The organism is Providencia alcalifaciens DSM 30120, from assembly GCF_000173415.1.
GTDB lineage: Bacteria > Pseudomonadota > Gammaproteobacteria > Enterobacterales > Enterobacteriaceae > Providencia > Providencia alcalifaciens.
The window spans coordinates 1-13,328 of record NZ_ABXW01000049.1 but is presented as its reverse complement, the minus strand read 5'-3'; the positions used below and the strand labels follow the sequence as shown (position 1 = coordinate 13,328).

Below are 13,328 nucleotides of genomic sequence, written 5' to 3'. Positions count from 1 at the left end.
GTAATCCTTAACTAGTAAAGTAATGAATAAACTTGGCGGCGGAACTTGCTCGCAAGTGCATCACCGGTTCCCATTGCTGACATGATATCCATCATGGTTTTTCTTACTGAGCCCTCACCAGCGTTTAAATCTTTACGTAAAAATGTCAGTAACATCTCTAGCGCTTCTTCGTTGCGATTAACTTCGTGAAGTTTTAATGCCAGTTGAACGGCTAATGTCGTATTTTCTGGATCTTGATTGAACTCTTGGATTAATTGCTGAATTTCTGGGGTATCAGCCGCTTTTTTCGCTAATTCGATTTGAGCGACCAACCCTTGATAACGGCTGTCTTTATCTTGCATCGGTACCGTCGCTAATAAAGCTTCAGCATCATCAATTAAATGTAGACCAATTTGTACTTCTGCTAACAACAGGGTGATATCGCTATTTTTTGGGGCGAGTTGATTAGCTTCTTTCAATAACGGTAGAGCGTCTTGAAGTTTACCTTCCGCGACTAATTCTGCGGCTTGCGCGGCTTTTAACTCTTCAGGGCTCGGTAATACACGAGACAGCATTTGCAGGACCACATCTTCAGGTTGTGGACCTTCGAAACCATCAACCGGGCGACCATTTTGTAAGATATAGACCGTCGGAACGCCTTTTAAGCCAAACTGGCTGGCGATCATTTGTTCTTCATCACAATTGACTTTAGCGAGGATAAACAGACCCGCATAGTCTTGGGCGATACGCTCTAACATTCCCGTAAATTCTAGACTTTGCGGGCTACGTGGTGACCAGAAATAGAACATGACTGGCATGCTCATGGATTGTTCAATAGTTTGATGTAGGTTGGTTTCGTTAATATCAATAATTTGTGCGTTAGCTAGCATAAACAGTCTCTTTAAAATTCGTTATTAATCATGTCAATGAAATGGGGGCTTAATTCTGTTTTTTCAATCTTTCTTGCCCTGACCCGCGAGAACTTTATCCATCAGTTTATCGGGTAATATACGTTTTAGTATACGCACAAAAACGGTTAATAATGTGACAGAGTAGCGTACACGGGGATGTGGGCTCTCTAAGGCTAAAATCAGTTTTTTGACGACATCTTCAGGATATAGTGTGAATTTCGCTGCAATACCTGGGTTTTGAACGGGTTTATCTTGTTGAGTTTGTGCTACATTTTGGGTAAATGCACTGTGGATTGGACCTGGTTCAATTAAGCTGACATGTATACCCGAGCCCTTTAATTCTAAACGCAAGGCATCTGACCAAGCTTCTAATGCATACTTGCTGGCGGCATAAGCTCCTCGACCCGGTGTGGAAATAATGCCCATTACAGAGCTAGTTTGCACAATACGCCCCTCATGGTGCGGCAGCATGGCGGGAAGCAGAAGAAAGGTCAATTGGTGAACGCCGAAAAAATTACTGGAGAATTGAGATTCCAGTTGCTGGCGGCTTACGGTATGCAATGGACCGTATACCCCGAAGCCTGCGTTATTGAATAATCCGAAAAGTTTTCCATTGCAGAGCGCTAAAATTTGCTCAGCGGCAGCTTCGACGCTCGTTGGATCGTCTAAGTCGAGGGATACAGTTTCGAAGCCAATGCCTTGTAATCGTTCAATATCAGCCTGTTTTCTACAGGTGGCAATGACGCGATAACCGCGCAATTTTAATGTCTGTGCCGCGCATAAACCAATGCCACTTGACGCCCCTGTCACTAATACCGTTTTTTGCATAACTTTACCTACTATGGGCTGAATTTTCGCTATCATATTGGTTCATTATGATTTATTTAGAACGATTCGGAAATTCAATTAATAGAATTTCCGCTGTTCTTTAACGGATAACGTTTGTTTTACAAACAAATTCATTTTACAAACAAATTCATTTTACAAACAAATAGGGGGCTAGTTGTTTTTCCATAAAATCTGCAATAGTAGGTTGAGCTTGTTCTGTCGGGTGAATGCCATCAGGCTGGATCCATTCCGGTTTGGTGATCACACTTTCCATAAAGAATGGGATCAGCGGAAGCTGGTTTTTTTCAGCCAGGGAAGGGTACACTTTTTCAAAGCTCGATGTGTAACGTTTACCGTAGTTTGGTGGGATTCGAATTTGCATTAAGAGCGGTTTAGCACCATTTTGCTCTATTTGGTCAATAATCTGTTGTAATGTAATGGCTAATTGTTCAACAGATAGCCCTTGTAAGCCATCATTAGCCCCAAGCTCAATCAGCACCCAATCGGGTTTGTGCTGTGCCAGCAGAGTGGGGAGACGCTCTAAACCCTGAGAGGCAGTGTTACCACTAATGCTGCCATTGACCACTAAAATCGGTGGCGACTGTTTTTGCCAACGTTCGGCAAGCAATGTTGCCCACGCTTGCTCGGCAGGTATTCGATAGCCCGCACTAAGGCTATCACCGAGAATTAATAGTTTCGTTGCTGCGAGTGTTTGACCACTTGCAGTGACTAATAGGAGAAAAACCAATATATGTCGGCGCAAAATATTCTTGAAGTTCATCATCTCATTAAACGTGTTGGTCAAGGTGAACATGAACTGACTATATTGCAAGGAGTCGAGCTAATTGTCGAGTCTGGTCAGACAATTGCTTTAATTGGCGAGTCTGGATCAGGGAAATCCACATTGTTAGGCATTATTGCTGGGCTGGATGATGGTACTAGCGGAACCGTAAAACTGCTGGACCAAGATCTCACCACCATGGATGAAGAGGCGCGCGCACGGCTACGAGCACAGAGTGTCGGTTTTGTTTTTCAATCTTTCATGTTAATTCCAACGTTAAATGCACTTGAAAATGTGCAACTCCCTTCTTTGCTACGAGGCGAATCTGAAACAAAAAGCCATCAACAAGCGGTCAGTTTGCTCACGGATTTGGGGTTAGGAAATCGCTTAAAACATATGCCTGCTCAGCTGTCGGGTGGAGAACAGCAGCGTGTAGCTTTAGCGCGGGCATTTAATGGGCAACCTCAAATTTTGTTTGCTGATGAGCCGACGGGAAATCTTGACCGCCATACGGGAGATAAGATTGCCGATTTATTATTTGCGATGAATAAAGAACATGGGACGACACTGATTTTAGTCACCCATGACAATCAATTAGCCGCTCGTTGCCAGCGACGATTACGGTTAGTTGATGGGCTATTGAGGGAAGAGTCATGATTTGGCGCTGGTTTTGGCGCGAATGGAAAACGCCATCATTGTTGATTGTTTGGTTGGCACTCACGTTAGCGGTGGCTTGCGTACTGGCATTAGGGCGGATCAGTGATCGTATAGAAAACAGTATGAGTTACCAAAGCCAAGAGTTACTGGCAGGTGATTTGGTACTGCGTTCCTCCCATCCAAGCGACCCTGAATGGTTAGCGGCGGCGCAACAGGCTGGGCTCACATTGAGCCAACAAATTTCGTTTTCAACCATGGCGTATTCGACTGAGGATGAAGAAGGGCGACCTCAGTTGGTGTTAGTAAAAGCAGCGGATTCGAGTTATCCGTTATACGGTGACTTGGTCACCGAGCCTGCAGGTCTGAAACCCACCAAAGGGCATATTTTAGTTGCACCGCGCTTATTGGAATTACTCAATTTAAAGGTCGGTGAACAGATTGATATTGGCGATGGGACGTTGACCATTTCAGGCACATTAGTTCAGGAGCCGGATAGCGGTTTTAACCCTTTTCAAATTGCACCAAGAGTGCTGATTTCGATTGAGGATGCGCCATCAACGGGGGCGATTCAAATCGGTAGCCGCTTAACTTATCGAGATATGTTTGCAGGCTCACGCCAAGCGATAGACACTTTCAAAGAGAAATATGATACTCAGCTCAGGAGCGATCAGCGCTGGTATACCTTGGATGATGATAGTGGTGCGGTGGGGAAAACCTTTAAGCGAGCTCAGCAATTTTTACTGTTATCGGTGTTGTTAACATTATTACTGGCGATTGCCGCCGTTGTGGTGTCAATGACCCATTATTGCCGAAGCCGCCATCAATTGATCGCGGTTTTAAAAACGCTGGGCGCAGGGCGCAATGCACTGCGTAAGTGGATCATCGGTCAATGGTTAGTGATATTGATCGCGGCGGCATTACTCGGTTCCTTGCTAGGACTCGCGTTTGAAGGGATCTTAATGCAAATTTTGTCGGCAATGTTACCAAAAGCCTTGCCGAGCGCGAGTTTCTGGCCATGGATCTGGTCGATAGCAACGTTGTTTATCATCGCGATCATTGTCGGGATTCGACCTTACTACCAATTGATGGGCACTCAGCCTTCTCGCGTCTTACGTGAAGATGCCAAATCACCAATTTGGCCGCTATATTATTATCTGCCGGTAGTGACACTAATTGTCGTCGGAGGATTATTCCTGTTTGCAGGAGTAAATCCATTATTATGGTCAATTTTGCTGGGTATTGTTGTAGTTGCGGTATTGCTAGCACTGATTGGCTGGCTGGGATTATGGCTACTGAGGAAAATACAATTTCGTCAGCTAAGTCTACGTTTGTCCGTGAGTCGTTTACTGCGTCAACCGCTGCAAACCATCACGCAAATGAGCGCATTTTCATTATCGTTTATGTTGCTGGCGCTATTGATCTTGGTTCGTGGGGATCTATTGGATCGCTGGCAGCAGCAACTTCCGGCGGATAGTCCAAATTATTTCCTGATCAATATGACTCAGTCTCAGCTTGATCCGGTGACACAGTTATTAAAACAGTATCAAGTAACACCGACTGAATTTAATCCGGTGGTATTAGCTCGCTTGTCTGAAATTAATGACCAATCTGCGATTGAATGGGCAGATACTCGTGATCCTAATAATAATACAGTAAGACGGGAGTTAAGTTTAACCTGGCAGTCAACATTACCACCTGCCAATGAATTGGAACAAGGGAGCTGGCCACCTAAAGCAGGTGAGGTATCTATCGAGCAAACGGTGGTGAAGGAGTTAGGATTAAAAATCGGTGATAAGCTAACTTTCAATGCAGGTTCGCAGATTTTTACTGCCAAAGTGAGCAGTATCCGTAAAGTTGATTGGGAAAGTCTACGCCCGAATTTCTATTTTATTTTTGCGGAAGAAACGTTATCACCGATGCCGGAAACCTGGCTGAGTAGCTTCCATTATGATGGCGATGGGCAGTTATTAACTCAGCTGAGTCATCAATATCCAACGATTAATGTGTTAGATACCGGTGCGATTATCACGCAAATTCAGCAGATTTTGCAGCAAGTGAGCCAAGCGTTGGAAGTGATGGTTGTTCTGGTCATTTTCTGTGGTTTATTGCTGTTATTGGCGCAAATTCAAGTGGGGATGAGCCAGCGTGAGCGAGAATTGGTGGTATATCGGACTCTGGGGGCGAGCAAAAAACTGATGCGCCGTACTTTATGGAGCGAATTTGCTTTGCTGGGGGGAATGGCTGGGCTCGCCGCTGCATTTGGTGCTGAAGTCGCGCTATGGTTATTGCAAACTAAAGTGTTTGATTTTCCATGGCAACCAGAATGGCGGTTGTGGGTATTGCTACCTCTTTGCGCAGGGTTCTTATTATCCGTATGCGGTGGCTGGTTAGGGCTGCGATTATTGGGTACTGGTAGCCAACATCGCCGTTTGTCTAATAGTTGATAATACGGCTCCGTTGTTTAATGGGCATCTCATGATGGATGCCCATTAAACTAACTGTCTCTAATCCTTCACAAAACCGTCATTCGCCATGGTTATTATTCAGCTATCAATTATTGATGGCATGAAAAATAGGAAAATAACAATGGCTCGCCTTAATCGGAAAAGATTCACGCTGACATCTCTTTCTTTATTTCTTGGTTTAATCTCATTTAGCACCGTAGGGGTTGCTCAACAATCATTAGTTCAAAAACAAGTGCCCGCTACACTCGCTGGGCATGCTGTTTTATCCGTGGATGCGACAGTTCCTACACCGAAAGATGCCCCTTCGGATATGCAAAAAAGTGGTAAATACACCACTGGAACGCGTGTTGATACGCTGGGTAAAGTGGAAGGCAAATCAGATGGTCGTCCAACAGGTAAATTTATTCCTATTAACGGGCAGCCGTTACAAGGACACTCGGGTATTAAGCGCATGGAAGATGGCACTTATTGGGTGTTAACGGACAATGGTTTTGGTAACAAAATGAATTCACCGGATTCTATGTTGTATTTAACCCAATATGATATTGATTTTAAAAGTGGAAAAGTAAACCCGCTGAAAACTGTCTTTTTCCATGATCCGGATAAAATCATTCCATTTCATATTATTAATGAAAGCAGCCAGCAGCGCTATTTGACGGGCAGTGATTTTGATCCTGAAAGTTTCCAATTTGCGAATGGTGCTTTGTGGGTTGGGGATGAGTTTGGACCATACCTGATTAAAATGGATCTAGAAGGCAAGGTTTTAGCGCTTTTTGAAACACAAGTTGAAGGCAAAAAAGTGGTTTCACCGGATCATTACACGTTAACAACGCCGGGTAAACCGATAGAGAAAGTCACGTTCCAAGTTAATCGTTCAAAAGGTTTTGAGGGGATGGCATCATCACCAGATGGCACTAAATTGTATCCCATGTTGGAAGGGGCTTTGTGGCAAGAAGCTAAGCAAGATTATGAAAACGTGAATGGCAAAAAAGCGGCGCGTATTCTGGAATTTGACGTGAGACAGCAAGACTGGACGGGGCGCAGTTGGTTATATGTTTTTGAAGATAACCAAAATGCTATCGGTGATTTTAATCTGATTGATGATACTCATGGCTTGATCATCGAGCGTGATAATGGTGAAGGCACCGCAGATAAAGGGTGCCCAGAAAACGCAACAAATAAAGAAAATTGCTTTAGCAATTTAGCGAAATTTAAACGCGTTTATCGCATTGAGTTTTCAGATAAAAATGTCGGTGGTGCAGTCGATAAGCAAGCTTATATTGATTTGATGAACATCCAAGATTCTAATCAATTAGCCAAGAAACCATTGAATAATGGCGTGTTTACTTTCCCATTCTTTACGATTGAAAACGTGGATATTGTTGATGGCGAACACATTATTGTCGGGAATGACAATAACTATCCATTCTCTTCTAGCCGTGAGCCTAATCAAGCTGATGATAATGAATTTATCCTGCTGAAAGTACCTGAATTATTAAAGTAATTTGTAGTCGGTCATGCCAGTAAGAAGTTGAATATGTACATGGATCCTTGTTTTTCCCTTGGTTTAATAATTTGCTCGGGTTGCCCCGAGCTTTTTTCTTTTTAGAGATTAATCTTTTTGCACTGCTAAAGCAGGTGGCTTCATCATTAAAGTGAAAAATAGAATCACAATGACAGGGGCTGCAATGATTAAGAAGGCGGGGGTAAAACTGCCGGTGATATCTTTAATAGCGCCGGCAATAAACGGTGCTAAACAAGCGATAGTCGAGATTAAATTGACGACAGAGAATAACTCTAAGTAAGGACCGCGACCAAAATAATTGGAGAGTAATACGCTGGAGGCTAAGAAGGTCATTCCATAGCCAACACCAACGCAAATCACGAATAAAATCAGCCAGAACCATGATGTGGAAATACTCAGTGCGATAACGCCCAGTACCATGATAATCAAACTACCAATCAGTAAGCGTTTAGGTTCTAACCATTCCCCAGCGGCACCACCGAGAAAGCGAGAAAAAGCGTTCACAAATGCCATGGTACTAAGCAGTGAAACGGCGACCGTCATGCCAAATCCACGTTCTTCAATATGCGCGACCGCAAAACTGTTTACCGTAATTCCGCACCATAGAAAAGAAGTATACGTTGCGGCGATTAAATAGAATTGCCAAGTGCGTAGGGCACGGCGCACGGTCCAAACTTCTGCTGTACGGTAAATCGGTTTACTTGAGCTACTAACTTGTTTTTGCATCACTTTTTTGGCGTGTTCTTGCTCTTTTCTGCCTTCTCTGAGCGCCAAGATAGTGATGAGTGTGACAATACTAAGATAAACGGCACAGAGTACCCAATGCATACGCCAAGAGCCTAATTGGTTCGAGGCATAAAAATAGATCCACGGACCGGCTACGCCACCTAGCCCACCAATCGTGAAGTACAAGCCGAATGCGAGAGACTGTTTTTCAAACAGGCGAGAGAGAACATAGGTTCCAGGAACAGTGGCGAGTAACGTAAATCCGATACCAATCAACGCTGTCCCTAAGAAATAGGTGCTGATGGTTTCCGTTGAATAGAGATTGTAAAAGCCAGAGCAGAAAACAAGCATGCCGAGCAGCAATGTGAGTCGAACGCCCACTTTACGGATCAATAATGAAGGGAGAAAACTTGCCAAGCCACAGGTTAAACCGAGTAAAGTAAAGCCGAAGCCTGCCTCAGTCCAGCTCCATTTTAATTCGCCGATCATACTTGGTAACACGACACCTAATGAGGTAAATGTCGTCGCGGTCGCGAGGAAGTAAACTAGCCCGAGGAGAACGAGAATTGACCATTGGTATAACGGACTAAATGGTGAGGCATGTGTTTCTGGCATATGGGCTCCAGTGGTGCCCTAACAAGCGAATCATAATCGGATCATCATGATGCAAAAAGGATAGGGCGAAAATAGCAAATGCCCGAAATATCACTTTCGGGCACGAATAGCGCTATTTTCCCTATTTTTGGCGAGAGTACCAGTCTAATTTTGTTTTTGCCCACTCAATGCCACTTTTATACTCATTTGGCAGCATTGGGATCAAACTATCGAGGGTATTTTCGAGTTGTAGAATGTCGCTATGTGTCAGATTTAAATGGCCTACTTTACGAGCTGGACGCACTTCTTTTTCATACCAATGCAGATGAACTAATGGCAAATTTAGCCACTCAAGATTGACATCAGTACCGATTAAATTGACCATAACCGCGGGGCTAAAGACTTCTGGCGTTGGCATGGGAAGATTCAGAATCGCGCGTAAATGGAGCTCGAATTGGCTGATTGAGGCCCCATTTTGAGTCCAGTGCCCACTATTATGAACACGAGGGGCAATTTCATTGATCAGCAGCTTATCGCCAACCACAAAACACTCCATAGCCATTACACCGACATAGCCGAGCTCATCCATGACGGAGCTGAGCATCGCTTGTGCTTGTTGTTGCTGGACAGGATTCGCATTTGGGAACGCAACGCTGGTGCGTAAAATACCTTCTTGGTGAAGGTTATGAGTGATGGGATAGAAAACTGATTGACCGGATTGGCTGCGGGCACCAATTACGGAGACTTCAGCATCAAATGGGATCCCTTGCTCGACGATGCATTCCCCATAAATTTCTGCGGGAAGATTTAACTCATCACCAGGGCGAACACGCCATTGGCCACGACCGTCGTAGCCACCCGTTCTGCGTTTTACGATCAAAAAATCACCCAGAGTGGCAAATAATTCTGTCCATTGGTCTGGAGATTCTAATAGTGCCCAAGGTGCCGTCGATAAATTTAATGTATCGAATAGGCTTTTTTGTGGGAATCGGTCCGCTAAACGAGGAAAAATATCTCGGTTAATAAACGCATTATGGCGAGCTAGCTCCTTAGTTAAAGGTGTTTCAGGCCAACGTTCAATTTCAGCGGTGATCACGCTTTGTTGGTAAGGAACGGCTTCAGGTTCCGCATCTAGTCCTACAGGGAAAACTGAAATTCCCAGCGGTTCCCCTGCTTGGCGCAGCATTCTGCCTAATTGACCATTACCAAGGACACAAACCGGTTTCATTACGCTTCCCTCGGATCTGGGTTATTTAATACGTCGTTGGTTTGTGCTTCACGCCATGCGGATAAGCGATTGAATAGCGCACACTCATGAGTGGCTAAAATTTGTGCAGCTAGCAGTGCAGCGTTAGCGGCACCGGCTTTACCAATAGCAAGGGTGCCAACAGGAATGCCTTTTGGCATCTGCACAATAGAATACAGGCTATCAACACCACTTAATGCGGCACTTTGTACTGGCACTCCAAGGACAGGAACCAGTGTTTTTGCAGCTAACATGCCGGGTAAATGGGCAGCACCGCCAGCCCCTGCGATAATGACATCAAAACCATTTGCTTTGGCATTTTCAGCAAAGGAGAACAGTTTATCTGGTGTGCGGTGTGCAGAAACGATTTCAACATGGAAAGGCAGTTGCAGCTCTGTCAGTACATCAGCAGCATGTTGCATCGTTGTCCAATCACTTTTAGAACCCATAACAATGGCGATTTTTGCCGCAGATTGAGCAGGAACTTGGGCAGTCATGTGGTGTGATCCCTGTATTGAAAAATGTCACCCTAAGGGTGGAAATGTGAATTGTCCCGATCATATCACGGTAATCGAGCAAGGAAAACGTTTGCGTGACTATAAAATAAGCAAACGATTAGGCTCCAGTGCAAGAATTCACCCGCGCATCTTTAACAAGGAACGAAAACTAAAAAGGAAAGAAAATAAGCTCAATACCGTTTTCATTAATTACAAAAGCGGAACCTTCGCTGTGCCATGCACCTAATACCCCCCTAAAATGGAGATGACCCTCTAGGTTGATTTCATGAATTGCAGGGCGATGAGTGTGACCGTGGATTATCCATTGCGCTTGATGGCGGTTTAATGCATCAATGACGGCGAGGGAATTCACATCCATAATCGCTTCGGATTTCATGCTACTGGCATATTGGCTATTACGGCGCATTTTTTGTGCGATACGGCGACGAATACATAAAGGTAAAGTGAGAAAAAGGCGTTGGATCCAAGGGGTATGAACTTTTTTACGGTAATTTTGATAAGCCGCATCATCGGTGCATAGCGTATCTCCATGCATAATCAAAATACGTTGACCATAAAGTTCAAGCAGCGTTTCTTGGGGGAGGATGGTCATGCCGCACTGTTTAGCATAACGTTGACCCACTAAGAAATCGCGATTTCCGTGAATGAAATAGCAAGGAATACCACGTTCACTTAGCTGTCTTAGTGCTTGAGCTACTTGTTGGTGTAAGGGCGTTTCATCATCATCACCAATCCAATAATTAAAGAAATCGCCTAGAATATACAGGCTGTCGGCATGGATGGCTTGCTGTTCGATAAAATGCAGAAAACCGGCGGTGATCGCCGGTTCATCTTCACTTAAATGCAAATCTGCAATGATATAAGTGGACATAAATTCAGGGATTACTCGCTGACAGTCACTTTTTCAATCACAACGTCTTCGCGAGGTACGTCTTGGTGGAAACCACTGCGACCTGTCGAAACGCCTTTGATTTTGTCAACAACGTCCATACCTTCAACGACTTCAGCAAATACGCAGTAACCCCAACCATCTGGGCGCTCTGAACGGAAGTTTAAGAAGTCATTGTCAGCAACGTTGATGAAGAATTGTGCTGTTGCTGAGTGTGGATCGTTAGTACGAGCCATTGCTAATGTACCACGGCTGTTTTTCAGTCCGTTATTAGCTTCGTTTTTGATAGGCGCTTTAGTGTCTTTTTGGTTCATGCCAGGCTCAAAACCACCACCTTGGATCATGAAGCCGTTAATAACACGGTGGAAAATGGTATTATTGTAGAAACCTTCGCGGCAGTAAGTTAGAAAGTTTTCAACAGTTACTGGTGCTTTGTCTGCGAAAGTTTTGATAACGATGTCACCGTGATTGGTATGAAATGTAACCATAATAGCTATCCTGAATAATTGTTTTTTGTGCGCTAACTTGCGAAAGCGTTAAGATCAGCAAGTTTATATCACAGATAAAACCTGACTTGAAGCAACAGTGTATTTGCAAAATAGGTTAATCCATAACAGTGACCTATAAATAAGGCGATAAAGTCAAGTGTTAACCTTGCTTTCTTCGGGTGATCGCGATTCAATACCGTGCTATTTTCGTAGGTTGAATCTGGATATTTTATCCTCAACATAGCGATAATCTGATGTATGATAGATATACACGTACTAATAAAATGGAAATAAAAAGATGCTACAGATTTTCAATACACTGAGTCGTCAAAAAGAAGAATTTAAACCCATCCATGCTGGAAAGATTGGGATGTACGTGTGTGGCATCACCATTTACGATTTGTGTCATATTGGGCACGGCCGCACCTTTGTGGCTTTTGATGCCATTAGCCGTTATTTACGCTATTTAGGTTATGATGTGAATTATGTGCGTAACGTAACGGATATTGATGACAAAATCATTAAACGTGCTGCTGAAAATAATGAAAGTGTGGAAGAGTTAACTACACGTATGTTAGCCGAAATGCATAAAGATTTTGATGCATTAAATATCCTACGTCCAGACAGCGAACCGCGTGCCACTCGCCATATTCATGAAATTATTGAGCTAACTGAAAGCTTGATTGAACGTGGTCATGCCTACGTCGCTGATAATGGCGATGTGATGTTTGAAGTCAAAACTGACCCAAGCTACGGCTTATTATCTCGTCAAGACTTAGATCAGCTCCAAGCGGGCGCCCGTGTTGAAGTGGCAGATGTGAAACGTAATCCAATGGATTTCGTTTTATGGAAAATGTCAAAAGAAGGCGAGCCAAGCTGGGAGTCTCCTTGGGGCTTAGGTCGCCCAGGCTGGCATATTGAATGTTCGGCCATGAACAGCAAAACGCTGGGTAACCATTTTGATATTCACGGTGGCGGTTCCGATTTAATGTTCCCACACCATGAAAATGAAATTGCTCAGTCTACCTGCGCTCACGATGGTCCGTATGTGAACTATTGGATGCACTCCGGCATGGTCATGGTTGATAGAGAGAAAATGTCTAAATCTCTCAATAATTTCTTTACTATCCGTGATGTATTGGAATATTACGATGCGGAAACCGTACGTTATTTCTTACTTTCTGGTCATTATCGTAGCCAGCTGAACTATACCGAAGAGAACTTAAAGCAAGCTCGCACTGCATTAGAGCGCCTATATACCGCATTGCGCGGTACAGATAAATCAGCGACACCTGCTGGTGGTGAAATATACAAAAGTCGTTTCTGCGAAGCGATGAATGATGATTTCAATACACCTGAAGCCTATTCAGCTCTGTTTGATATGGCGCGTGAATTGAACCGCTTGAAAACAGAAAATATGGACGCCGCAAACGGTATGGCAGCGCAATTACGTGAGCTGGCGAAAGTGTTGGGGCTGTTAGAACAAGACCCAGAAACTTTCTTACAAGGTGGGGCACAAAGCGAAGACGATGCCGAAGTGGCAAAAATCGAAGCTCTGATTAAACAGCGTAACGACGCGCGTCAAAGTAAAGATTGGGCGCTGGCGGATCAGGCTCGTGATGCGCTGACGGCGATGGGGATTGTGTTGGAAGATTCATCAGCTGGCACTACGTGGCGTCGCAAGTAATATTCGTCATATTTCGCGTTGTGGCGTTGTTGGC

12 protein-coding genes are annotated in these 13,328 nt (G+C 44.2%); 4 read left to right on the top strand and 8 right to left on the bottom strand.

The features are described from left to right. Nucleotides 1–11 precede the first annotated feature (11 nt). The 3 genes from PROVALCAL_RS10715 to tesA form a co-directional block, all read right to left on the bottom strand. Nucleotides 12–869, bottom strand: coding sequence for a co-chaperone YbbN (locus tag PROVALCAL_RS10715; RefSeq protein ID WP_006659268.1), 858 nt, complete (start codon nucleotides 867–869; stop codon nucleotides 12–14). Nucleotides 870–932: 63 nt separating this feature from the next. Continuing rightward, nucleotides 933–1,718, bottom strand: a complete 786-nt coding sequence (locus PROVALCAL_RS10710) for an SDR family oxidoreductase (protein ID WP_006661092.1) — start codon at nucleotides 1,716–1,718, stop codon at nucleotides 933–935. A 148-nt stretch (nucleotides 1,719–1,866) separates the two neighbouring features. Further along, nucleotides 1,867–2,502, bottom strand: coding sequence for a multifunctional acyl-CoA thioesterase I/protease I/lysophospholipase L1 (gene tesA, locus PROVALCAL_RS10705; protein WP_036968103.1), 636 nt, complete (start codon nucleotides 2,500–2,502; stop codon nucleotides 1,867–1,869). On the opposite strand from tesA, the gene ybbA reads away from it, so the two are divergent. The 3 genes from ybbA (at nucleotide 2,470) to PROVALCAL_RS10690 (ending at nucleotide 7,125) form a co-directional block, all read left to right on the top strand. Then, nucleotides 2,470–3,156 (top strand): putative ABC transporter ATP-binding protein YbbA, encoded by a 687-nt coding sequence (ybbA, locus tag PROVALCAL_RS10700; protein ID WP_006659265.1) that lies wholly within the window; start codon nucleotides 2,470–2,472, stop codon nucleotides 3,154–3,156. The two genes, tesA and ybbA, sit on opposite strands and share 33 nt — an antisense overlap. Next, nucleotides 3,153–5,600 carry a putative ABC transporter permease subunit YbbP gene (gene ybbP, locus PROVALCAL_RS10695; RefSeq protein WP_006659264.1) on the top strand — a complete coding sequence of 816 codons (2,448 nt, stop codon included), beginning with the start codon at nucleotides 3,153–3,155 and terminating at the stop codon, nucleotides 5,598–5,600. The genes ybbA and ybbP overlap by 4 nt, the downstream gene beginning before the upstream one ends. A 142-nt stretch (nucleotides 5,601–5,742) precedes the next feature. Beyond that, nucleotides 5,743–7,125, top strand: coding sequence for an esterase-like activity of phytase family protein (locus PROVALCAL_RS10690; RefSeq protein ID WP_039861880.1), 1,383 nt, complete (start codon nucleotides 5,743–5,745; stop codon nucleotides 7,123–7,125). Between the two features lie 108 nt (nucleotides 7,126–7,233). Here PROVALCAL_RS10690 and PROVALCAL_RS10685 read toward each other — a convergent pair whose 3' ends face one another. From PROVALCAL_RS10685 to ppiB, 5 genes are all read right to left on the bottom strand, one after another. Continuing rightward, nucleotides 7,234–8,487, bottom strand: a complete 1,254-nt coding sequence (locus tag PROVALCAL_RS10685) for an MFS transporter (RefSeq protein WP_006659262.1) — start codon at nucleotides 8,485–8,487, stop codon at nucleotides 7,234–7,236. A 121-nt stretch (nucleotides 8,488–8,608) separates the two neighbouring features. After that, nucleotides 8,609–9,694 carry a 5-(carboxyamino)imidazole ribonucleotide synthase gene (gene purK / locus PROVALCAL_RS10680; protein WP_006659261.1) on the bottom strand — a complete coding sequence of 362 codons (1,086 nt, stop codon included), beginning with the start codon at nucleotides 9,692–9,694 and terminating at the stop codon, nucleotides 8,609–8,611. Beyond that, on the bottom strand, nucleotides 9,694–10,209 hold the full coding sequence (gene purE, locus PROVALCAL_RS10675; RefSeq protein WP_006659260.1) for a 5-(carboxyamino)imidazole ribonucleotide mutase: 516 nt from the start codon (nucleotides 10,207–10,209) through the stop codon (nucleotides 9,694–9,696). The genes purK and purE overlap by 1 nt, the downstream gene beginning before the upstream one ends. A gap of 169 nt (nucleotides 10,210–10,378) precedes the next feature. Further along, the gene (gene lpxH, locus PROVALCAL_RS10670; RefSeq protein WP_006659259.1) at nucleotides 10,379–11,101 is read right to left on the bottom strand and encodes a UDP-2,3-diacylglucosamine diphosphatase; all 723 of its coding nucleotides are present in this window, start codon (nucleotides 11,099–11,101) and stop codon (nucleotides 10,379–10,381) included. An 11-nt stretch (nucleotides 11,102–11,112) separates the two neighbouring features. Beyond that, complete coding sequence (ppiB, locus tag PROVALCAL_RS10665) at nucleotides 11,113–11,607, bottom strand: peptidylprolyl isomerase B (RefSeq protein ID WP_006659258.1); 495 nt, start codon at nucleotides 11,605–11,607, stop codon at nucleotides 11,113–11,115. 298 nt (nucleotides 11,608–11,905) lie between these two features. Between ppiB and cysS the strand changes: the two genes are divergently transcribed. Continuing rightward, on the top strand, nucleotides 11,906–13,294 hold the full coding sequence (cysS, locus tag PROVALCAL_RS10660; protein ID WP_006659256.1) for a cysteine--tRNA ligase: 1,389 nt from the start codon (nucleotides 11,906–11,908) through the stop codon (nucleotides 13,292–13,294). Nucleotides 13,295–13,328 lie beyond the last annotated feature (34 nt).